The organism is Actinomycetospora chiangmaiensis DSM 45062 (genome assembly GCF_000379625.1).
GTDB lineage: Bacteria > Actinomycetota > Actinomycetes > Mycobacteriales > Pseudonocardiaceae > Actinomycetospora > Actinomycetospora chiangmaiensis.
The window spans coordinates 127124-149567 of sequence record NZ_KB903240.1 but is presented as its reverse complement, the minus strand read 5'-3'; the positions used below and the strand labels follow the sequence as shown (position 1 = coordinate 149567).

The window sequence follows — 22444 nt, the reverse complement described above, 5'->3', positions numbered from 1 at the left end:
TATGCGGTGCTACCCGGCGGCGGTCCACCGCGTGGCCGACACGTCCGGTGGGGTCCAGCCGAGGACGCCGTCGAGTGCCCCGACGGTCAGCGCATCCGGCACCAGCCGCCCCAGGACGTCGCGACCCGCCGTCGGGACGGCGCCCGACAGCCCCGCGACGAGGCCGGCGAGCCGGGCGCGTCGGGTGAGACGCGCGGTCCGCGGCCGGCGGAGGCGGTCGTAGCGCGGGAGGTCGTCGGCGCAGCGGGAGAGCACGGCGGCGTCCTCGAGGGCGAGGCAGCCGCCCTGGCCGAGATTGGGGGTCATGGCATGGGCGGCGTCGCCGACCAGGACGTGGCGGCCGCGCACGAACGTCCGCAGCGGCGGCAGCCAGGCGAGCTCGGTGACGTGCGCGGACGCGGGGTCGGCGGCGGCGAGCAGCGCGGGGATCGGGTCGTGGAAGCCGGCGAAGCGGCGTCGGAGGGCGTCGAGATCCGTCGCGGCGGGCTCGTCGTCCCGGACGACGGCCCACAGGTTGACGCGCCCGTCGCGTAGCGGCGCCACGCCGGCGTAGCACCCGTCGCCCCAGGTCTCGCCGCCCTCGTCCGGCGGGTCCGGGACGTGCGCCGCGAGTCGCCAGGCCACCGTGCCGGTGCCACGCGGCCGTGCGTCCGGTGCGACCAGCCGACGGACCACGGAGCCGATGCCGTCCGCGCCGACGACGAGGTCGGCCTCGATCCGCGCCGGGTGCTCCACCGCCGAGCCCGTCCGCACGACGGCGGGTGGGAGCGCGTCGCGCAGGATCGCCAGCAGCCGGGCCCGGGGGAGCACCGTGATGCCGTCGCCGTGGCGGGCGATCATGCGTCGGTTGTCGCTGCGCACGATCCAGCGGCCCCGCCGCTCGCGGATCCCGCCCGCGGCCTGCACCAGCCCCTCGGCGCGGACCGCGTCCCCGAGCCCGAGCACGTCGAGGGCGCGCAGCGCGTTCGGCCAGATCGAGATCCCGCCGCCGAGCCGGCTCGCGGACCGGTCGGAGCCGTCAGGGCTGTCGCCGGTGCCGTCAGGGCTGTCGCCGGTGCCGTCAGGGCTGTCGCCGGTGCCGTCAGGGCTGTCGCCGGTGCTGTCGCGGTCCGTGCCGTCCGGGGCCCGGTCGTCCAGCCGCTCGAGGACCTCGACGTCCCAGCCCGCGAGGACGAGCCCGCGCGCGGCCGCGAGGCCACCGATCCCGCCCCCGACGACCACCGCGCTGCGCCCCACGGGCCACGCATCCCCGGGCCGACGGTGTCGCAATCCCGGTCGGCGCGTGGGGGCCGGCCGGTGGGCGCCACGGGGGGAGTGGCACCCGCCGGCCGGTATGGACGAATGTACGCGTTGTGCGTACAGATGTCCAACGCCAGCGTCAGGCGGCAGTGTCAGGCGCCCCCGGGACCGTCGATGACCCGCCGGAACATGCCCCGGAACTGCTCCACGGAGAGGGGCGGGTCGGCGATCGCGCCCTGCATGAGCAGCCCGCAGAACATCGCCGCCAGCACGCGGCCGGTGACGGCGTCGGTCCTCGCGCTGAAGATGTCGATCAACGCCTCGTCCCACGCGTTGCTGAGGGCGCGCAGCCGCGGCCGGTGCAGCGCGGCGATGTAGAGGTCGTACTCGACGACGGTGTGGGGGCGCTGGTCGGCGAGGTGCTCGACGACGAGGTCGGCCAACGCGTGCGCCAGGTCGGCGTCGACCGGCAGGCTGCTCGCCCACGTGCGGACGAGGCGGATGTTGTCGTCCGCCGCGCGCTCCAGGGCGACCGCGAGCAGGTCGTCAAGGGTGGCGAAGTGGTACGTGGTCGAGCCGAGGGGGACCTCGGCCTCGGCCGCCACCGCCCGGTGGGTGAGCCCGTCGACGCCACTGCGGGAGATCACGCTCATGGCCGCCCGGGCGATGCGTTCCCGCCGGTCCGGGTCGCTCGTGCGGCTGCGACGGACGCCCGGGCTGTTCACGTGGTCATTATGGACACCTGTCCGCACTCGGTGTACACCTGTACGAATTCTTTTTCACCGGGTGCCCACACGGCCCGCGTCGGCCCGACCCGGGGCACCCGTCGTCGGGAACGGCGAGGGACCGCACGCGGGACCGCGTGCAGACCGAGGAGGCAGCCCCGGTGGGCCAGCTCTACATCGACGGCACGTGGACCGACGCCCTGGAGGGCGGGGTCCGCGAGATCCGGTGCCCGGCGGACGGGCGGCTCGTGGGCGAGGTCAGCGAGGCGACCGCGAAGGACACCGAGCGCGCCGTCGCCGCGGCCCGGACCGCCTTCGACGACGGGCGCTGGTCGACCGTGCCCCCGGCCGAGCGCGGCGCCCTGCTCCTGCGGGTCGCGGACCTGCTGCAGCGCGACCGCGACCGGCTCGCCCGGGCGGAGACGCTGGACACCGGCAAGCGCCTGGTCGAGTCCGAGATCGACATGGACGACATCACGAACTGCTTCCGCTGGTTCGGCCACCTGGCCGCCACCGGCGACGGCCGACTCGTCGAGACCGGGGTGCCGAACGCGCGCAGCAAGGTCGTGTACGAGCCCGTCGGCGTGTGCGGGCTGATCACGCCCTGGAACTACCCGCTGCTGCAGACCGCGTGGAAGGTCGCGCCGGCGATCGGGGCCGGGTGCACGTTCGTCCTCAAGCCGAGCGAGCTCACCCCGCACACCTGCATCATCCTCATGGAGCTGCTCGCGGAGGCCGGTCTCCCCGACGGCGTGGCCAACCTGGTCCTCGGGGCCGGCGCCACCGCGGGCGCCCCGCTCTCGACCGACCCGCGCATCGACATGGTCAGCTTCACCGGCGGCCTCGCGACCGGGCGCACGATCATGGCGAACGCCGCCGCGACCGTGAAGAAGGTGGCGCTGGAGCTGGGCGGCAAGAACCCGTTCGTCTGCTTCGCCGACGCCGACCACGACACCGCCGTCGACAACATCCTCACCGGGATCTTCCTGCATTCCGGCCAGGTGTGCTCCGCGGGCGCCCGACTCGTCGTCGAGGAGTCCGCGCACGACCGGATCGTCGACGACCTCGTCGAGCGCGCGCAGCGCATCGTCCTCGGGGGCCCGGACGACCCGGGCACCGAGACCGGCCCGCTGATCTCGGCCGCGCACCGGGAGAAGGTCGAGGCCTACGTGGCGCGCGGCGTCGCCGAGGGCGCGGTGCTGCGGTGCGGTGGTGAGCGCCCGACCGACGACCACCTCGCCGACGGCTTCTACTACCCGCCCACGATCCTTGACCGCTGCACCCAGGACATGTCCGTGGTGCACGACGAGTCGTTCGGGCCGGTGCTCACCGTGGAGACCTTCACCGACCTCGAGGACGCCGTCCGCATCGCCAACGACACCGAGTACGGCCTCGCCGGCGCGGTGTTCTCGGCCGACACCGGGACGTGCGAGGAGGTCGCAGCGCGGCTGCGGCACGGCACCGTGTGGATCAACGACTTCGGCCCGTACGTGCCCGCCGCCGAGTGGGGCGGCTTCGGCCACTCCGGCGTCGGACGCGAGCTCGGGCGCGCCGGCCTCGCCGAGTACCAGGAGGCCAAGCACATCTGGACCAACACCCGGCCGGCGCCGACCGGGTGGTTCCCCTCCTCCAGCACCGGGAGCGGCTCATGAGCACGACCAACGACCGGAACACCGACAGCACCGACAGCGCGGACATCGACGAGTTCGGTTACCGGCCGAGCCTCGTGCGCTCGCTCGGCAGCTTCCACACCTTCGCGGCCGGGATCAGCTACATCTCGATCCTCACCGGGGTGTTCCAGCTGTTCTACCTCGGCTACGCGGAGGGGGGTGCCGCGTACTGGTGGACGTGGCCGATGGCCTTCGCCGGGCAGACGCTGGTCGCGCTGTGCTTCTGCGAGCTCGCGGCCCGCTACCCGGTGGCCGGGTCCATCTACAACTGGACCAAGCGGCTCGCCAGCCCGCACACGGCGTGGCTGGCCGGGTGGGCGATGCTCGCAGCGTCCGTGGTGTCGGTGTCGGCCGTGGCGCTCGCGCTGCAGGCCACGCTGCCCTCGCTGTGGAGCGGGTTCCAGATCGTGCCCGACGCGGGCGGGACGGACACCGAGGCGCAGGCGGTGAACGGCGTCATCCTGGCGACGGTGCTGATCGTCCTGACGACGCTGATCAACGCCTTCGGCACGACGCTCATGGCCCGGATCAACTCGACCGGCGTCTTCACCGAGATCATCGCCGCGGTGGTGCTCATCGTCGCGCTGCTCGTCCACGCCGTCCGTGGTCCGCAGATCGTGTTCTCGACGGAGCACGCGACCGTCGACGGGCGGCCCTTCGGGTACCTCGGGGCGTTCATGGTCGCGGCGCTCGCCTCGTTGTACGTGCCGTACGGGTTCGACACGGCGTCGTCGCTGGCGGAGGAGTCGCACGACCCGCGGCGCAACGCCCCGAAGGCGATCCTGCGCGCGGTGTTCTGGTCGTTCGTGCTCGGCGGCCTCGTCATCCTCTTCGCGCTGATGGCGGCCCCCGACCTCGGCGACCCGAGCCTGGGCCAGATCGGCGGCCTGCAGACGCTCGTGCTCAACGTCCTCGGCTCCGAGCTCGGCACGGTCATCCTGGTCGCCGTGGCGGTCGCGGTCGGGGTGTGCACACTCGCCGTGCACGCGGCGGCGGTACGGCTCGCCTTCGCGATGTCGCGCGACAACAACCTCCCGGCGGGGGAGACCCTCTGCCGCATCAGCCCGCGGTTCGGGACGCCGGTGGTCGCCGCCGTCGCGGTCGGCGTCGTCGCGATCGTGCTGCTCCTGATCACGCTCAGCCCGCAGATCTACACCGTGGTCACCTCCATCGCGATCATCGTGATCTACCTGGCCTACCTGCTGGTGACGGTGCCGATGCTCATCTCGCGGCTGCGCGGGACCTGGCAGCCGCATCCCGACGGCTTCTCGCTCGGACGCTGGGGCCTCCCGGTCAACCTCCTGGCCGTCCTCTGGGGCATCGCCATGACGGTGAACCTCGCCTGGCCGCGCAACGAGATCTACAACGCGACCGAGCCGTTCCACTGGTACCTGCAGTGGGGCGGGGTCCTGCTGCCGGCGATCATCCTCGGCGTCCCCTTCGCCTACTACTGGTTCGTGCAGCGCCACAAGACCGGGGTCGTCGCCGCGCACGCACGCGAGAGCGCCCCGGAGTCCACCACGCCCGTCGTCGGGGAGGCCTGATCCCGTGGAGACAGAGTTCGACTACGTCATCGTCGGGGGCGGCACCGCCGGCTGCGCCGTCGCCGCCCGGCTCTCCGAGGACGCCGACGTCAGCGTCGCGCTGATCGAGGCGGGCCCCTCCGACGTCGGGGACGACGCGATCCTCGACCTCTCGCGCTGGATGGAGCTGCTCGAGTCGGGCTACGACTGGGACTACCCCATCGAGCCGCAGGAGTCGGGCAACTCGTGGATGCGCCACGCGCGCGCCAAGGTGCTCGGCGGCTGCTCCTCGCACAACTCGGCGATCGCGTTCTGGGCGCCGCGCGAGAACCTCGACGCGTGGGCCGCGTCCGGGGCCACCGGCTGGTCGGCCGACGAGTGCTACCCCTTCTACCGCAAGCTCGAGACCGCGCTGGACACCCTCGACGAGGCCGAGGCCCCCGGACGCGGCACCGACGGCCCGGTCACGATCCGCACCGTGGGCGACCTCGACCCGTGCGGCGAGGCGCTGCTGCGGGCCTGCGACCAGGTCGGCCTGCCGACCACGCCCTTCAACACCGGACGCACCGTGGTCCGCGGCGCCAACTGGTTCCAGGTCAACGCGAAGCCGGACGGCACCCGGTCCTCGGCGTCGACCGCCTACATCCACCCGAACCTCGACCGGCCGAACCTCACGGTGCTGACCGGGTACCGGGCGGAGAAGCTCACGGTCGACACCTCCGGGCCCCGCCCGCGCATCACCGGCGCGCGCCTGCGGACCCCCGACCAGCGCCGCGCCGTGGAGGTGACCGCCCGCCGGGAGACCGTGCTCTCGGCCGGCGCGATCGACGGCCCCAAGCTGCTGATGCTCTCGGGTATCGGGCCGGCCGAGCACCTGCGCGAGGTCGGCATCGAGGTCCTCGTCGACGCACCGGGCGTCGGGGAGAACCTGCAGGACCACCCCGAGGGCCTCGTGCAGTGGGAGGCGCTGCAGCCGATGCCCGAGGCGTCCACGCAGTGGTGGCAGATCGGCATCTTCGCGGGCTCCGAGGGCCGGGCCACCCCGGACCTGATGTTCCACTACGGCTCGGTGCCGTTCGACCTGAACATCGTCCGCTACGGCTACCCGACCGCCGAGAACACCTTCTGCCTGACCCCGAACGTCACCGGGGCGCAGTCCAAGGGCACCGTGCGGCTGGCCTCGCGCGACTTCCACGACAAGCCCAAGGTCGACCCCCGCTACTTCACCCACGAGCACGACCGTGAGGTGATGATCCGCGGGATCCGGGTGGCACGGGAGATCGCGGCGGCGCCGGCTCTGCAGGAGTGGGTGGGCAAGGAGCTCGCGCCGGGGGAGCAGGACTCGACCGACGAGGAGCTCTTCGAGTACATCCGCAAGACCCACAACACCGTCTACCACCCCTCGTGCACCGTGAAGATGGGCGCCGAGGACGACCCGATGGCGCCGGTGACCCCGACGCTCCGGGTCAAGGGCGTGGACGGGCTGCGGGTGGCGGACGGCTCGGTGATGCCGGACCTCATCACCGTCAACCCCTGCATCACCACGATGATGATCGGCGAACGCTGCGCCGACTTCATCCGCCGCGGGGTCTGAGCACACCGGTGTGAGACGGCGGGGGTGAGCCCGCGACGCGGTCCCGGCCGGACCCGGGTGCGCAGCGCCGAGGAGGCGCCGCCGCCGGGTGTGCCGGTGGCCCTCCCCGCGACGGCCTCGGTGCGATCGCGGTCGCCGCGCGGGAGCAGGTTAGGTTAGCCTCACCTCGTTCTCGACGAGAAGGGGTGCGATGACCACCGAGGCCGCCCGGACCGGCACGCCGTACGCGCTGCGGCGCGCCGAGGTGCTCGACACCCGGCGCATCACCCCGGGGGTGGTGCGCGTGACGCTCGGCGGCCCGGATCTCGTCGACCTGCCGCGCGCCGCCCCCGACGGCTACCTCAAGCTGTTCTTCCCGCGGCGACGCGGGGAGGAGCCGACGCTCCCGGCGATCCCGGCGGACGGCGACATCGGGCGCTGGTACCGCACCTACCTCGCGATGCCCGACGGCGAGCGCCCCGCGATGCGCACGTACACGCTCCGCCGCCGACGCGACCACCCCGGTGGGGTGGAGATCGACGTCGACCTGGTGCTGCACGGCGACGGTCCCGGCTCGACGTGGGCCCGCGACGCCGCGCCCGGCGACCGCATCGCGTTCACCGGCCCCTACGGCATCTACGGGCCGCGTCCCGAACACGACGCCGTCCTCCTCGTCGGCGACGAGACGGCCGTGCCCGCGATGGGGGCGATCGTCGAGTCGCTCCCGGCGGGCACCCGTGCGGAGGTCGTCGCTGCCGTGTCCTCGGGGGCGGAGGTCACGAGCTTCACGACGGCGGGTCGGGTCGAGGTGAGCTGGGTGCACGGCGGCCCGACCCTGCTCGACGTCGTGACCGCGACCGACCTGCCCGGCGAGCGGCCCTACGTCTGGCTCGCCGGCGAGGCGGGCACGGTGAAGGATCTCCGCCGGCACCTCACGCGCGAGCGGGGCGTGGACCGGCGGGACATCCAGTTCTGCGGCTACTGGCGCCGCGGACGGACCGAGGAGCAGGCCGCGGCGGAGGCCGTCCTGGCGGCAGGGGCGACGGGGGAGGACGACTGAGCCGCGACCGGGCGCGGTGGCCGGGCGGGGTGGCGAACCGGCCGCGTGAGGCTCGTGTCAAGGTGACCCCCGTGCGCGAGCTGCTCTGGTCGACCTTCCTGCCCTGGGCCCGCATCCCCGGTACGCCGTCGTACCGCGCGGTGGAGGCCCCCGCCGACCTGCCGGGCTACCACCCGTATGCCGGGGACCACGAACTCCCCGGCGCCACGATCGACGACACCCGGGCCCGGCGGGTCTGCACCCGCATCCTGGGTGCCGAGGCCGAGCGGGTCCCCGAGGTGAGCGCCCTGCTCGACTGGCTCGGCCTCGAGCACGGACCCGACGACGAGGCCTGGCGCGCCGTCGGCGGATGGTTCGCCGACCGCCCCGTCGACGACGCGACGCCCTCGCTCGCGCTGGACCTCGGGCTGCTGCTCGGCCGCCGCATCATCGACGCCCGCGAGGGGGCGCGTTGGGACGCCGACGCCGACAGCGTGCAGGCCTACCCGCAGGTCGTCCTCGGGGCCACCGTCATCGCCCTGCCGCTGCAGGCCGTGGAGAACCACGCCGACCTCGGCGAGGTCCTGACGACGGGTCTCGAGACCACCGAGGCCGACGCCGCCGCGGACTTCACCGCCTGGCTGCAGGAGGTGCTGGCCGAGCGCGACGAGCCCCTCGACGACGACGAGCTCGCCTGGATGCTCTCCGAGAGCGGGCTCGCGGAGCTGCCCGAGGAGGCGCGGGAGCTGCTCGGGACCCGCACCGACCCGTCGTCGGGAACGGACTCCTAGAGACGCCGACGGGCGGCGCCCCTCGTCGAGGAGCACCGCCCGTGGGTGTGGGTCCTAGCCCAGCATCTTGCGGAGCACGAACGGCAGGATGCCGCCGTTGAGGTAGTACTGCGCCTCGCCGGGGGTGTCGATCCGCAGCCGCGCGTCGAACTCGATCGGGTCGCCGTCGCCGGTGGCCTTCACGTGCACGGTCTCGGGCACGCCGCCCTCGTTGAGCTTCTCGACGCCCGTGATCTCGAAGGTCTCGGTGCCGGTCAGGCCCAGCGAGTCGGCGCTCTCGCCCTGCGGGAACTGCAGCGGGAGGACGCCCATGCCGACCAGGTTCGAGCGGTGGATGCGCTCGTAGGACTCGGCGATGACGGCCTTGACGCCCAGGAGCGTCGTGCCCTTCGCCGCCCAGTCGCGCGAGGAGCCGGAGCCGTACTCCTTGCCCGCGAGGACCACCAGCGGGGTGCCCTGCTCGGCGTAGTGCTGCGCCGCGTCGTACACCGCGGCCTGCTTGCCGCCGTCGGTGTAGTCGGCGGTGTAGCCGCCCTGCTCGAGCGACCCGCCGTCCTCGGTGGGGAGGAGGTTGCGCAGCCGGATGTTGGCGAACGTGCCGCGGATCATCACCTCGTGGTTCCCGCGCCGGGAGCCGTAGGAGTTGAAGTCCTTGCGGTCGACGCCGTGCTCCTGCAGGTAGCGCCCGGCGGGGGAGTCGGCCTTGATGGAGCCGGCGGGGGAGATGTGGTCGGTGGTGACCGAGTCACCCAGCTTCAGCAGCACCCGCGCGCCGCTGATGTCCGAGACCGCCGACGGCTCGCGGTCCATCCCCTCGAAGTACGGGGGCTTCCGGACGTAGGTCGAGTCCTCGTCCCACGTGAAGGTCTCGCCCTCGGGGGTCGGCAGCGAGGTCCAGCGCTCGTCGCCGGCGAAGACCTCGCTGTAGCGCGAGGTGAACTGCTCGGCCGAGAGCGAGGACTCGATGACCTCCTGGATCTCCTGCGGCGAGGGCCAGATGTCGGCCAGCGTCACCGGGTTGCCCTGCGCGTCGTGGCCGAGCGGCTCGGTCGACAGGTCGAGGTCCATCGTCCCGGCGAGCGCGTACGCCACCACGAGCGGCGGGCTGGCCAGGTAGTTCATCTTGACGTCGGGGTTGATGCGGCCCTCGAAGTTCCGGTTGCCGGAGAGGACCGCGGTGACCGCGAGGTCGTTCTCGTTGACGGCGGCCGAGATCTCCTCGGGCAGCGGGCCCGAGTTGCCGATGCAGGTGGTGCAGCCGTACCCGACGAGGTTGAAGCCGAGCTTCTCCAGGTAGGGCAGCAGACCCGAGCGCTCGTAGTAGTCCATGACGACCTTGGACCCCGGCGCGAGGGAGGTCTTCACCCACGGGCGGCGCTCGAGGCCCTTGTCGACGGCGTTCCGCGCGAGCAGGGCCGCGCCGATCATCACCGACGGGTTCGAGGTGTTGGTGCACGAGGTGATCGCGGCGATCGTGACGGCGCCGTGGTCGAGCTCGAGTTCCGTGCCGTCCTCGAGCGTGACCGGCACCGGGTTCGACGCGCGCCCGCCCGGGTCGGACGGCTGCTTGTGCACCGAGGGCTTGTCGTCCTCGCCGTTGGGGTGCTCGGCGGGCGGGTCGGAGGCCGGGAACGACTCGGAGTCGGACTCCTCGGACTGCGAGCGCGCCGCCCCGTCGTCGTCGACGTAGTCGGGCAGCGACGAGCGGAAGGACTCCTTCGCGGCGTCGAGCTGGATGCGGTCCTGCGGGCGCTTCGGGCCGGCGATGCTCGGCACCACCGTCGAGAGGTCCAGCGACAGCGTCTCGGAGTAGTCCGCCTCGTGCGACGGGTCGTGCCAGAGACCCTGCTCCTTGGCGTAGGTCTCGACGAGCTTGACCTGCTCCTCGTCGCGGCCGGTGAAACGCAGGTAGGTCAGCGTCTCGTCGTCGATCGGGAAGATCGCGCAGGTCGAGCCGAACTCCGGGCTCATGTTGCCGATCGTGGCGCGGTTCGCCAGCGGCACCGCGCCGACGCCCTCGCCGTAGAACTCGACGAACTTCCCGACGACGCCGTGCTCGCGCAGCATCTCGGTGATCGTCAGCACCAGGTCGGTGGCGGTGGCGCCCGCGGGCAGCTCGCCGGAGAGCTGGAAGCCCACGACCTTCGGGATCAGCATCGACACCGGCTGGCCGAGCATGGCCGCCTCGGCCTCGATGCCACCGACGCCCCAGCCCAGCACGCCCAGGCCGTTGACCATCGTGGTGTGCGAGTCGGTGCCGACCAGCGTGTCGGGGTAGGCCTGGCCGTTCCGGGTCATGACCACGCGTGCCAGGTGCTCGATGTTGACCTGGTGGACGATGCCGGTGCCGGGCGGGACGACCTTGAACTCGTTGAACGCGGTCTGGCCCCAGCGCAGGAACTTGTAGCGCTCCTCGTTGCGCTGGTACTCCAGCTCCACGTTCTTCTCGAACGCGTCCGGGGTGCCGAAGAGGTCGGCGACGACCGAGTGGTCGATGACCAGCTCGGCCGGGGCGAGCGGGTTGACGCTGTTCGCGTCCCCGCCCAGCTCCGTGACGGCCTCCCGCATGGTGGCGAGGTCGACGATGCAGGGGACACCCGTGAAGTCCTGCATGACCACGCGGCCCGGCACGTACTGGATCTCGGTGTCGGGCTCGGCCTGCGGGTCCCACTGCGCGAGAGCGTTGATCGAGTCCTGGGTGGTGACGAGCCCGTCCTCGGTGCGGAGGAGGTTCTCGAGCAGCACCTTGAGGCTGAACGGCAGACGCTCGTGGCCCTCGACCGCGCTCAGGCGGAAGATCTCGTACGAGTTGCCGTCGACCTCGAGGGTCCCCTTGGCGCCGAAACTGTCGACGCTTCCGCTGGCCTCTTCGCTCACGCGTCTCCTCCTCGTCCGGGCGGCTCGTGGTGGGAGCCCGACCCGATGGCGGCTCTGGCGGCCGGTCTGCTGATGTGGTGCCCGGCGCCGCGGCCGGTCAGTCATGGGTCCGAGGTGGGGCGGCAGCGGCGCGCGAGGGCCGCGCCGACCCCTCTCGCGGGGAGTCTGTCGCACACCCCCGGACGGCGCACCCGCACCCCCGGACCTGCTGCGACCAGGTTACGACGATCACGTCGGGCGGGCTCGGTGCCCTCCGACACGCCCACGGGCGCGTGGTGGCGCCGCGCCGGGGCCGCGGGCTGATCGACTACCGCGGCCGACGACGGGGCTGGGGGGTGGACGGTGGTGCGAGCGGTCGTCCTGACCGGCGTGCTGCTGCTCGCGCTCGCCACCCCGGCGCTCGCGCAGGCCCCACCACCGCCGCCCCCGGGCGGCACGGGGGGCGCCGCGTCCGAGGTGGGCCGGCTGGTCGGGCAGCTGTCCACGCTGTCGACGCAGCTCGACGACCTGGCCGCCACGGCCGGGCACCGTCGGGAGCTCGCGAACCGCGCCGTGGCCGACGAGAGTTCCGCGCAGGCCCGGGTGGACCGGACGAGGGCGGCGGCCGCGACCACGCGCCAGGACGCCGATCGGGTGGCGGGGGAGGCCGAGCAGGCCCGGGCCCGGGTCGACGCCTGGGTCGCCGCCCAGTTCCAACAGGCCGACTCGTCCAGCGTCGTCGCGGCCCTGGCGGGCACGAACGGGCCCGACGACGTCGCCGAGCGGCTGCAGCTGCAGGGCCTGGTCGCCGACGAGCAGACCGCCGCCCTCGACGGCTACGAGCGCATGCGCGTCGACGCGGCCAACGCCGACTCCCGCGCCCGGCAGGCCGCCGCCGACGCGCAGGCCGCCGCGGACACCGCCCGGAGCGCCGCCGACGCCGCCCGCACCCAGCTCGCCGCCGCCCAGTCCGCCGTCGTCGCCACGCAGCAGCGGATTGCCGGGGTCACCGCCCAGCGCGACGCCGCCCGGGCCCGCCTGGCCACCCTCGAGGCCTCCGACGCGACCCTGGCCGCCCAGCGCCAGCGGGCGGAGGCCGCCGAGGCCGCCCGGACGCAGGCCCAGGCGGCCGCCGACGCCGCCGCGCGGACGGCGGCCCAGCAGCGGCTCGCCCGCGCCGTGCCGAAGCCCGCCGTGACCACACCGGACCCGGGCCCGCCGTCGGGAACGGGGCAGCCGGCACCGGACGCACCCACCGCGCCGGCCGCCCCGGCGGACCCGGTCGAGGTCGTCATCGACCGCGCCCTCTCCGAGCTCGGCACCACCTACGCGTGGGGCGGCGGGAACGGCCAGGGGCCGACCCGGGGGATCCGCGACGGCGGCGTCGCGGACGCCTTCGGCGACTTCGACCGGATCGGCTTCGACTGCTCGGGGCTGATGGTCTACGCGTTCGCGGGGGTCGGGAAGCAGCTCCCGCACTACTCGGGCTACCAGGCCGACGCGGGGCCGAAGTTCCCGCTCGCGCAGCGGCAGCCCGGCGACATGCTGTTCTGGGCCGACGGCGAGGGCATCCACCACGTGGCGCTCTACCTCGGGGACGACAAGATGGTCGAGGCGCCGGAGTCGGGGAAGGTCGTGCGGGTCGTCCCCGTCCGCTTCGACGACGGGATCCTGCCGACCGTCACCCGCCTGCTCTGACGGCGTCGACGCCACCTCACCCCGGGTTGTCGGTGGGGGTGGGTACCGTCACCTCCGATGTCCGACGAGGGAGAAGTTGTGTCTGCTGCCCAGGGCCCCGCGACGCCCGCGCACGACGCCGAGCAGCTCGAGCGTCTGGTGGTGGAGGTCAAGCGGGTCATCGTCGGCCAGGATCGTCTGGTCGAGCGGATGCTCGTCGGCCTCCTCGCCCGGGGCCACCTGCTGCTCGAGGGCGTGCCGGGCGTGGCGAAGACGCTCGCGGTGGAGACCTTCGCGACGGTGGTCGGCGGGTCGTTCGCCCGCATCCAGTTCACGCCCGACCTCGTGCCGTCGGACATCCTCGGCACCCGCATCTACCGGCAGGGTCGCGAGGCGTTCGACGTCGAGCTCGGCCCCGTCGTGTCGAACTTCGTCCTGGCCGACGAGATCAACCGCGCGCCGGCGAAGGTCCAGTCCGCGATGCTCGAGGTGATGGCGGAGCGGAAGGTCTCGATCGGCGGCGTCAGCCACCCGATGCCCGACCCGTTCCTCGTGCTCGCCACGCAGAACCCGATCGAGAACGAGGGCGTCTACCCGCTGCCCGAGGCCCAGCGCGACCGGTTCCTGTTCAAGATCCTCGTCGAGTACCCCACCGCCGAGGAGGAGCGCGAGATCGTCTACCGGATGGGCGTGAGCGCGCCGCAGCCGCACACGGTGCTCGACCCGGCGGAGCTGCGCCGCCTCCAGGACGTTGCCTCGCAGGTCTTCGTGCACCACGCGCTGGTCGACTACGTGGTGCGTCTCGTCGTCGCCACCCGGTCACCCGCGGAGCACGGGATGTCCGACGTCGCCGGGTGGGTGGCCTACGGCGCCTCGCCTCGCGCGTCGCTCGGCATCATCTCCGCCTCCCGTGCGCTCGCCCTCGTTCGCGGCCGTGACTACGTGCTGCCCCAGGACGTCGTCGACATCGCGCCCGACGTGCTGCGCCACCGCCTCGTGCTCTCCTACGACGCCCTCGCCGACGGGGTCCCGGTCGACCACGTGGTCACCCGGCTGCTCCAGACGGTGCCGCTGCCGCAGGTCAGCGCGCGGCCCGTGGCGGTCACCGGGCCGGCCGCGCAGGCCCCGCAGCACGGGTCCGCGCCGCAGGCGGCGGCCGGCTCGTGAGCTCGGCGCAGTCGCCCTCGGGGCAGTCGGGGCAGTCGGATCAGTCGGGGCCGTCGTGGTGGCCGCGGCTGCTCGGACGGCTCGGGGTGGCGCCGGAGGAGCGGGGTCCCGACGACGGGCCGGCGCCGGTGGCCGGGGAGGTCCCGTCCCGGCGCCGGGAGGGCGCCGGCGCCCAGCCGCACCCGCCGTCGATGGCACCCGACGGGGCCCACCTGCAGGCGGCGCTGCGCACGCTGGAGCTCACGGTGCGACGCCGGCTCGACGGGCTGCTCCAGGGCAACCACCTGGGCCTGGTCCCCGGGCCCGGGTCCGAGGCCGGGGACGCCCGCGTCTACCAGGCCGGGGACGACGTGCGGCGGATGGACTGGTCGGTCACGGCCCGCACCTCCGAGCCGCACATCCGCGAGACGATCGCCGACCGCGAGCTGGAGACGTGGCTCGTCGTCGACCTGTCGCCGAGCCTCGACTTCGGCACGGGCGGCTGCGAGAAGCGCGACCTCGCCGTGGCCGCCTGCTCGGCCGTGGTGCACCTGACCCGCGGCGGCGGCAACCGCATCGGTGCGATCGTCGCGAACGGCACCGGGCTGGTCCGGCTGCCCGCCCGCGGCGGGTCGGCCCACGCGCATGGGCTGATGCGCCGGATCGCCGGCACCCCGCGGGCCCCCGAGGGCACGCGCGGCGACCTCGTCGGCGCCCTGGAGGCCCTGCGCAACCCGCCCCGGCGTCGGGGGCTCGTCGTCGTGGTGTCGGACTTCCTCGGCGACCCCGACTGGAGTCGTGCGCTGCGGGCCCTCGGCGTGCGCCATGACGTGCTCGCGATCGAGGTGGGCGACCTGCGCGACGAGGAACTGCCCGACGTCGGCACGGTCGTGCTCGCCGACCCGGAATCCGGCCACTCGCGCGAGGTGACCACCACGCCCACACTGCGGCGCCGCTTCGCCGCGGAGGCCGCCGCCCACCGCGACCGCGTGGACACGGCGATCCGGGCCGCCGGGGCCGGGCACCTGAAGCTGCGCACCGACCGCGACTGGATCGCCGACGTGGTGCGCTTCGTGGTCGCCCGCAAGCGGGGCTGGTCGGGGCAGGGGACGACGGCGTTCGGGAGACGCGGCGGAGCGGAGCTCGACCGGGCGATCGGGGGACGTGGCTGATGTTCTCGCACCCCTGGTGGCTGCTCGCCCTCGTCGTCGTCGTGGGGCTCACGGCCGCGTACGTCTGGAACGAGCGCCGGCGTCGCCGCAACACGATGCGCTTCACCAACCTCGGCGTGCTCGAGAAGATCGCGCCGAAGCGGCCCGGGCGGCTCCGCCACGCCCCGGTGGCGCTGGTGCTCGTGGCGCTGACCTGCCTCGTCGTCGCCCTCGCCGGGCCGCTCGCCACCGAGCAGGTGCCGCGCAACCGCGCCACGGTGATGCTCGCGATCGACGTCTCGCTGTCGATGCGCGCCACCGACGTCAGCCCGAGCCGGCTGCAGACTGCCCAGCAGGCGGCCACCGAGTTCGTCGACCAGCTGCCGCCCGGCATCAACCTGGGGTTGGTGTCGTTCGCCGGCACCGCGACCGTCCTGGTGTCGCCGACCCGCGACCGGGAGACCGTCAAGCGCGGGATCGCGACGCTGCAGCTCGCGGAGTCGACGGCGACCGGCGAGGCGATCCAGGCCTCGCTCGCCTCGATCCGGTCGGTGGCCAACCAGATCACCGGACCCGAGGAGCCGCCGCCCGGGCGGATCATCCTGCTCTCCGACGGCAAGCAGACGATCCCGTCGGACCTCGAGGCCCCGCGCGGTGCGTTCACCGCGGCCGACCAGGCCAAGCAGCAGAGCGTGCCGATCTCGGCGATCTCCTTCGGCACCGAGTACGGCGAGATCGAGATCGAGGGCCGCCCGGTCCCGGTCCCCGTGGCCGACTCCGACATGCAGGAGATCGCCCGCCGCTCCGGCGGCGACTTCTCCAAGGCGGCGACGCAGCAGGACCTCCGCGCCGCCTACGACACGCTGCGCGAGCAGATCGGCTACGAGTCGCAGGACGTCGACACCGGCGGGGACTGGTTGCTGGCGGGCGCGATCCTCGTCGTGATCGGGCTCGGGACGGCCTTCGCGCTCGGCGCCCGCTTGCCCTGACTCACAGCGCTCGCCCCTACCGCGGGGTAGCCGATAGCGTTCCCGCGCCGAGGGGTCGGGCTCCGCTGCGCTCCGTCTCCCGGTGTCGCCGATGACCGTGGGAGGACATGCGTGAGCCGGGTCGTGCTCGTGACCGGAGGCAACCGGGGCATCGGCCTCGCGATCGCGAAGGAGCTCGCGGCCCGCGGTGACACCGTCGTGGTCACCCACCGCAGCGGCGAACCGCCGGAGGGCCTGCACGGCGTGATCTGCGACGTCACCGACTCCGCCGCCGTCGACGCCGCGTTCTCGCAGGTCGAGTCCGAGCACGGACCGGTCGAGGTCGTCGTCGCGAACGCGGGCATCACGCAGGACGGTCTGCTGATGCGGATGCCGGAGGACGCCTTCACCGGTGTGCTCGACGCCAACCTGACCGGCGCGTGGCGGGTCACCCAGCGCGCCACCCGCGGGATGATGAAGGCCCGCTTCGGCCGGCTCATCTACATCTCCAGCGTCGTCGGTCTGACCGGGGCACCGGGCCAGGTCAACTACGCGGCCTCGAAGGCGGGCCTGGTCGGCATGGCGCGGTCCGTCGCGCGCGAGCTCGGCGGACGCGGCATCACCGCCAACGTCGTCGCGCCGGGCTACGTCGACACCGACATGACCGCCGACCTCACCGACAAGCGCCGCGAGGAGATGATGGCGGCGATCCCGCTCGGGCGGACCGCCCAGGCCGACGAGATCGCCAAGGCCGTCGCCTTCCTCGCCTCCGACGACGCCGCGTACATCACCGGCGCGGTCCTCCCGGTCGACGGTGGCGTCGGCATGGGCCACTAGGGGCCTTCGGCAGGTGAGCGCTTTCCGTCGTCATGACGACGGAAAGTGCTCACGGGGCCTCCGGCCACATCGAACCAAGGAGAATTCGTGGGTCTGCTCGACGGCAAGCGCATCCTGATCACCGGGATCATCACCGACGCGTCGATCGCGTTCCACGTCGCGAAGGCGGCGCAGGAGGCGGGCGCCACGGTCGTCGTCACCGCCTTCGGGCGGGTGTCGCTGGTCAAGCGCATTGCGCAGCGTCTCCCGGAGCCCGCTCCGGTGATCGAGCTCGACGTCCAGAACCAGGAGCACCTCGACGGCCTCGCCGACGCGGTCCGCGAGCACGTCGACGGTCTCGACGGGGTGCTGCACTCCATCGGCTTCGCGCCCGCCTCCGCACTGGGGGAGGGGGCGTTCCTCAACGCCCCGTGGGCGGACGTCGCGACCGCCATCGAGGTGTCGGCGTACTCGCTCAAGTCGCTCGCCGTCGCCTGCAAGCCGCTGCTGGGCCGCGGGTCGAGCATCGTCGGGATGGACTTCGACAACCGCGTCGCGTGGCCGGCCTACGACTGGATGGGCGTCGCGAAGTCCGCCCTCGAGTCGACGACCCGCTACCTCGCGCGCGACCTCGGCCCCGATGGCATCCGCGTGAACCTCGTCGCCGCCGGCCCGCTCAAGACCATGGCCGCCAAGTCGATCCCCGGCTTCGCCTCCTTCGAGCAGGCCTGGACCGACCGTGCCCCCCTCGGCTGGGACCTCTCCGACCCGACGCCGGTGGCGAAGACCGCCTGCGCGCTCCTGTCGGACTACATGCCGACCACCACGGGCGAGATGGTCCACGCCGACGGCGGGTTCCACGCGGTCGGGGTCTGATCCTTCCCGACGACGGGTCGCGGGCTCGGGTGCCCGCCGTCAGGGCCGGCACGCGCTTCCCGGGGCCCGGTTCATGATCACGTCGAGTGGACCGTCATGGCTGTCGGAGCCGGTCCCGGACAGCCATGGGCGTCCCCTCGACGTGATCATGGTCAGGCGCGCTCGTCGAACGGCCACACCCCGTCCGGCCACGCGTCCCCGACGAGCAACAGCCGCCCACCGGCGTAGAGGCACACGACGGAGACGCTGATCCAGAACAGCTTCCAGACCGACCGCGGGACCAACGTGACGCGCATGAGCCGGGCTGCGTCCGTCCCGTCGGCGAGGCTCATGACCCAGGCCGCCCGCACTCCTCCGAGCAGCAGCACCCAGACCGCTCCCGCCGCGAGAGCGACCTGCACCGTCGTCGACCCCCGCCAGAGGGCGTAGACCACACCGATCGCCAGAACCGCGGTGACGACGTTCGCGAGCCCACCCTTCGCGTACAGGAAGGCGAGGACGAGAACGAGGAGGCTGATCGCCAGGACGCCCCAGGGGTTCCCGGAGGCGAGGACGGCCGCCAGACCGAGGCCGACGAGTGGCGCGCTGAGATACCCGGCCACCACCGTGATGGCATAGCCGACTCCAGCGGACCTGCCGCCCACCATGGTGCCTGCGTTGTCCCCGTCGTCCATCGACCACGAGGAGAAGCCGCGGAAGGTCAGGACCGACATCACCATGTGGCCACCCTCGTGGACGACGGTCACCCAGGAACCCGCCCAGTCCCGCGTGAACACCACCAGCAGCAGTGCGATGAAGGCAGCTCCGTAGACCACCGGCTGCCCCACGATCGACACGTCGATCAGCTCGTCCACGAACGCCCCCCGGCGACCCGTCCGGCGAGCCCCCCTCGCCGTGCGTGAGCAGAAGATAGGGCGACTCACCCGTTCGTGGAGATAGGCCGATCGGGCGGGTGTGCGTCACAGGTGGCAGGACCGGCCGGAGCGGGAACGATGAGGGTGTGAGCACCACCCCGTACGACGCCGTTCTCGTCCTGTCCTTCGGTGGCCCCGAGGCCCCCGACGAGGTCCGTCCGTTCCTGGAGAACGTGACGCGCGGACGCGGTGTCCCGCCCGAGCGGCTCGACGCGGTCGAGGAGCACTACCAGCACTTCGGCGGGGTCAGCCCGATCAACGCCCTGAACCGGGAGCTGGTCGCGGCGCTGCGCCGGGAGCTCGCCGAGGCGGGCCTCGACCTGCCGGTCTACTTCGGCAACCGGAACTGGCACCCGTTCGCCGAGGACACCGTCACCGAGATGGCACAGGACGGGATCCGCAACGCCCTCGTGTTCGCGACCAGCGCGTACGGCGGGTACTCGGCCTGCCGGCAGTACCACGAGGACATCGCGCGGGCCCGCGAGGCGGCGATCGAGCGCACCGGGAGCGCCCCGGACCTGACGAAGCTGCGCCACTTCTACGACCACCCACTGTTCGTCGGCGCGGTCGCCGACGGCGTGCGGGCCGCCCGGGAGAAGCTCGACGCCGGGCACGAGGCACGGCTCGTCTTCACCGCCCACTCGATCCCGGTCTCGGCCGACGAGACGGCGGGCCCGCCCGACGAGGGCGGCCACCGCTACTCCCGGCAGATGGCCGAGGCCGCCCAGCTCGTCGCGGACGCGGTCGGCGCCGAGGACCACGACCTGGTCTGGCAGTCCCGCTCCGGCCCGCCGCAGATCCCGTGGCTCGAGCCGGACATCGTCGACCACCTCGACACGCTGCACGAGAAGGGCGTGCCCGCGGTCGTCGTCAGCCCGGTGGGCTTCGTGTCCGACCACCTCGAGGTGGTGTGGGACCTCGACAACGAGGCCTCCGAGCACGCCGAGGAGATCGGCATGGGCTTCGTGCGCGCGGCGAGCGCCGGGTCGGACCCGCGCTTCGTGACGATGGTCGTGGAGCTGATCACCGAGCAGGTCGGCGACACCGCGCCGCGCGCCCTGGGGTCGGTCCCGCGTGCAGGCGTCGGCTGCAACGGCGCCCTGTGCGCCCCGGGCTGCTGCGAGCCACCCGCCCGCCGCCGGCCGGCCGCCTCCTGAACCTGACGAACGGGTCGTTCGTGCCGATAGGAGCCACGAACGACCCGTTCGTCAGCCATGCGGCGACTGTCAGGCCGCGCTGAGCACCCGGACGGTCTCGGCCACGGCGGCCACCCGCGCGGCCCGGACGGCCGTCGCGAGCGGACGCAACGCGTCGGTGCGCGCGAGGGCCGCGCCGGAAGTCAGCGCGCCGCCCGGGTCGTCCCCCGAGGCCGCCACGAGGATCGCCTCCACCTCGTCGGCGTGCTGGAGCACCCGCAGCGGCCGCCCGGGCGTGCCGGTCGGCCACGACGCGTGCGGCCGGCCGCGCAGCCGCGCCGCGATCTCCTCGCGCACCCCGGCGCGGGGGCGGGCGACGTCCATCTCGGCCAGCGTCGACGCCGCGTCCCGGACACCCGAGCGCAGATCGGCCTCGGCATCGGCCAGCGACGGATGGGCCTGCGGGGGGACCGCGTCGACCTCGTGGACCGTCCAGCGCAGCACCCCGTCGGCCACCACGGACGGCACGACGGCGAGCCCCGCGCCGGCGAAGACCGCGCACTCGCCGACCGTCAGCGCCGCGGCGCGCAGGGCGTCGGGGCCGGGCAGTCCGCGTACGTCACCGGGCGCCGGGAGCACGACCCGCGCGTCGAGGCCCAGCGGGCCGCATCGCTGCCGCAGCAGCACGAGCAGCGTCCCGAGGCCGTCCCCGGCGTGGTCGGGCGTCGGCAGGTCCGTCGACACGGCGACCCCGACGTCGGCCGCCACCACGTCGTGCGCCTCCGACCACGGGGCCAGGGCGTCGAGGACGTCGTCCGCCGCGGCGGCGCCGGCGATCCAGGCCGCGCTCCACACCGCCAGGGATGCGCTCGCAGCAGGCATGCCGACCAGGGTAAGCAGGCGTGTCGGTGGCCGCGCTCCCGCGCTCGGACAACTACCGTCACCGTCCGTGGCGAGGACCCAGGGTCGAGGCATGAACGGGTCGGGCGGCGACAACGCGTTCCGGACGACGGGCGGTGCCGGCCGGGCCCCGATGGGACCCCGGGCGGGTGGCCCGTCGTCGGGACGGGGCCGGACGGGCGGCCTGCCCGGCATGGCGAGCCACAAGCCCAAGGTCGAGATCCTCACCGTCGAGGCGGAGCCCGGACTCGTCGTCGAGGACGCCACCGGGAGCTTCTGCGGGGCGGTGATCCGCGCCGACGTGCGGGAGGTCGTCCTCGAGGACCGCGAGGGTCGGCGCCGGCTGTTCCCGATGAAGCCCGCGTCGTTCCTCTACGAGGGCCGGCTGGCGACGCTCACCCCGCCGCGGCCGCGGCAGTCCCCGGAGCAGCAGCGCTCGGCGTCGGGGTCGGTGCGGGGCGACGACCGCCGGGCGAAGGTGGCGCTGCCGCACCGCATCTGGGTCGAGGGGCTGCACGACGCCGCGATCGTGGAGCGGGTGTGGGGCCACGACCTGCGGGTCGAGGGCGTCGTGGTCGAGCCGCTGCACGGGGCCGACGTGCTGGTGGAGGCCGCGCGGGAGTTCGGGCCGGGACCGCAGCGCAAGCTGGGCGTGCTCGTCGACCACCTCGTGACCGGCTCCAAGGAGTCCCGCATCGCCGAGGGGCTGCGTCGCGATCTCGGGCCGGCCGCGCAGTACGTGCAGATCCTCGGTCACCCCTACATCGACATCTGGGAGGCCGTGAAGCCCTCGGTCGTCGGTATCCGGGAGTGGCCGACGATCCCGCGCGGCATCGAGTGGAAGAAGGGCGTCTGCGACGTCCTGGGCTGGGGCGACGAGCGCGACGGGGCCCGCCGGGTGCTCGGCGCGGTGTCGGACTGGAACGACCTGCAGACCCCGCTGATCACGGCGATGGAACAGCTGATCGACTTCGTCACCACGTAGGGGTTTCCGGGGGCACACTGGACGTGTGATCCCGCTCATCTGGGCGATCGCGGGGGTCCTACTCGTCGTCGCCGAAGTGCTCTCCGGCGACCTCGTGCTGGTCATGCTCGGCGCCGCCGCCCTCGGGGCGGCCGGTGCATCGGCGCTCGGCGTCCCCCTCGGCCCGGACGTCGCGGTGTTCGCGGTGCTCGCGGCTCTGCTGGTGCTGCTCGTGCGGCCGCAGGTGAACCGTCGGCTCCGGGTGCAGGACCCGGTGAACACCGGGACGCGCGCTCTGCTCGGCGCGGAAGCCGAGGTGGTGGAGCCGATCGGCGCCCGGGGCGGCACGGTGCGCCTGCGCGGCTCCCTGTGGTCGGCCCGCGCCCTGCACGACGACGAGCTCGCGGCCGGGACCGCGGTCGTCGTCGTCGAGATCTCCGGGGCGACGGCCGTCGTCACCCCGCACGGAAGGAGCTAGGG

The 22444-nt window shown here is 73.5% G+C and carries 19 protein-coding genes; 14 read left to right on the top strand and 5 right to left on the bottom strand.

The genetic code is table 11. The features are described from left to right. Window positions 1-9: 9 nt before the first annotated feature. Entirely contained in the window at window positions 10-1236 is a 1227-nt protein-coding gene (locus tag A3CO_RS32945) for an FAD-dependent monooxygenase (RefSeq protein ID WP_018333585.1), read from the bottom strand. Window positions 1237-1391: 155 nt separating this feature from the next. Continuing rightward, window positions 1392-1964 carry a TetR/AcrR family transcriptional regulator gene (locus tag A3CO_RS0117760; protein WP_018333584.1) on the bottom strand — a complete coding sequence of 191 codons (573 nt, stop codon included), beginning with the start codon at window positions 1962-1964 and terminating at the stop codon, window positions 1392-1394. Between the two features lie 161 nt (window positions 1965-2125). Here A3CO_RS0117760 and A3CO_RS0117755 point away from each other — a divergent pair, with 161 nt between their 5' ends. From A3CO_RS0117755 to A3CO_RS0117735, 5 genes are all read left to right on the top strand, one after another. Further along, complete coding sequence (locus tag A3CO_RS0117755) at window positions 2126-3616, top strand: aldehyde dehydrogenase family protein (protein ID WP_026204727.1); 1491 nt, start codon at window positions 2126-2128, stop codon at window positions 3614-3616. Continuing rightward, window positions 3613-5178, top strand: a complete 1566-nt coding sequence (locus A3CO_RS0117750; protein ID WP_033414637.1) for an APC family permease — start codon at window positions 3613-3615, stop codon at window positions 5176-5178. Before A3CO_RS0117755 ends, A3CO_RS0117750 begins: the two co-directional genes overlap by 4 nt. A 4-nt stretch (window positions 5179-5182) precedes the next feature. After that, window positions 5183-6751, top strand: a complete 1569-nt coding sequence (locus A3CO_RS0117745; protein ID WP_018333581.1) for a GMC family oxidoreductase — start codon at window positions 5183-5185, stop codon at window positions 6749-6751. A gap of 190 nt (window positions 6752-6941) precedes the next feature. Next, window positions 6942-7790: a siderophore-interacting protein gene (locus tag A3CO_RS0117740; RefSeq protein WP_018333580.1), complete on the top strand. Its 849-nt coding sequence runs from the start codon at window positions 6942-6944 to the stop codon at window positions 7788-7790. A 71-nt stretch (window positions 7791-7861) separates the two neighbouring features. Then, complete coding sequence (locus tag A3CO_RS0117735) at window positions 7862-8560, top strand: hypothetical protein (RefSeq protein WP_157647675.1); 699 nt, start codon at window positions 7862-7864, stop codon at window positions 8558-8560. 54 nt (window positions 8561-8614) lie between these two features. Here the strand turns inward: A3CO_RS0117735 and A3CO_RS0117730 are convergent, their stop codons facing one another. Next, the gene (locus tag A3CO_RS0117730) at window positions 8615-11437 is read right to left on the bottom strand and encodes an aconitate hydratase (RefSeq protein WP_018333578.1); all 2823 of its coding nucleotides are present in this window, start codon (window positions 11435-11437) and stop codon (window positions 8615-8617) included. A 345-nt stretch (window positions 11438-11782) separates the two neighbouring features. On the opposite strand from A3CO_RS0117730, the gene A3CO_RS40105 reads away from it, so the two are divergent. The 6 genes from A3CO_RS40105 to fabI all read left to right on the top strand — a co-directional run bounded on the left by A3CO_RS40105 (window position 11783) and on the right by fabI (window position 18050). Further along, complete coding sequence (locus tag A3CO_RS40105; RefSeq protein ID WP_157647674.1) at window positions 11783-13114, top strand: NlpC/P60 family protein; 1332 nt, start codon at window positions 11783-11785, stop codon at window positions 13112-13114. A gap of 78 nt (window positions 13115-13192) precedes the next feature. Further along, window positions 13193-14260: an AAA family ATPase gene (locus A3CO_RS0117720; protein ID WP_018333576.1), complete on the top strand. Its 1068-nt coding sequence runs from the start codon at window positions 13193-13195 to the stop codon at window positions 14258-14260. A gap of 191 nt (window positions 14261-14451) precedes the next feature. Continuing rightward, window positions 14452-15411, top strand: coding sequence for a DUF58 domain-containing protein (locus A3CO_RS0117715; protein ID WP_157647705.1), 960 nt, complete (start codon window positions 14452-14454; stop codon window positions 15409-15411). Continuing rightward, window positions 15411-16379: a VWA domain-containing protein gene (locus A3CO_RS0117710; RefSeq protein ID WP_018333574.1), complete on the top strand. Its 969-nt coding sequence runs from the start codon at window positions 15411-15413 to the stop codon at window positions 16377-16379. The genes A3CO_RS0117715 and A3CO_RS0117710 overlap by 1 nt, the downstream gene beginning before the upstream one ends. Window positions 16380-16490: 111 nt before the next feature. Then, the gene (fabG, locus tag A3CO_RS0117705; protein WP_018333573.1) at window positions 16491-17195 is read left to right on the top strand and encodes a beta-ketoacyl-ACP reductase; all 705 of its coding nucleotides are present in this window, start codon (window positions 16491-16493) and stop codon (window positions 17193-17195) included. 87 nt (window positions 17196-17282) lie between these two features. Then, entirely contained in the window at window positions 17283-18050 is a 768-nt protein-coding gene (gene fabI, locus A3CO_RS0117700) for an enoyl-ACP reductase FabI (protein WP_018333572.1), read from the top strand. A gap of 152 nt (window positions 18051-18202) precedes the next feature. On the opposite strand, the gene A3CO_RS0117695 is transcribed toward fabI, so the two are convergent. After that, window positions 18203-18904, bottom strand: coding sequence for a M50 family metallopeptidase (locus A3CO_RS0117695; protein ID WP_018333571.1), 702 nt, complete (start codon window positions 18902-18904; stop codon window positions 18203-18205). A 146-nt stretch (window positions 18905-19050) separates the two neighbouring features. Here A3CO_RS0117695 and A3CO_RS0117690 point away from each other — a divergent pair, with 146 nt between their 5' ends. After that, window positions 19051-20121, top strand: coding sequence for a ferrochelatase (locus tag A3CO_RS0117690; RefSeq protein ID WP_018333570.1), 1071 nt, complete (start codon window positions 19051-19053; stop codon window positions 20119-20121). Window positions 20122-20190: 69 nt separating this feature from the next. On the opposite strand, the gene A3CO_RS0117685 is transcribed toward A3CO_RS0117690, so the two are convergent. Then, window positions 20191-20982, bottom strand: coding sequence for a hypothetical protein (locus A3CO_RS0117685; protein WP_084682037.1), 792 nt, complete (start codon window positions 20980-20982; stop codon window positions 20191-20193). Between the two features lie 211 nt (window positions 20983-21193). Between A3CO_RS0117685 and A3CO_RS0117680 the strand changes: the two genes are divergently transcribed. Both A3CO_RS0117680 and A3CO_RS0117675 read left to right on the top strand, forming a co-directional pair. Next, window positions 21194-21985 carry a DUF3097 family protein gene (locus tag A3CO_RS0117680; protein WP_033414636.1) on the top strand — a complete coding sequence of 264 codons (792 nt, stop codon included), beginning with the start codon at window positions 21194-21196 and terminating at the stop codon, window positions 21983-21985. A 25-nt stretch (window positions 21986-22010) separates the two neighbouring features. Beyond that, the gene (locus A3CO_RS0117675; protein WP_018333567.1) at window positions 22011-22442 is read left to right on the top strand and encodes an NfeD family protein; all 432 of its coding nucleotides are present in this window, start codon (window positions 22011-22013) and stop codon (window positions 22440-22442) included. Window positions 22443-22444: the final 2 nt, after the last annotated feature.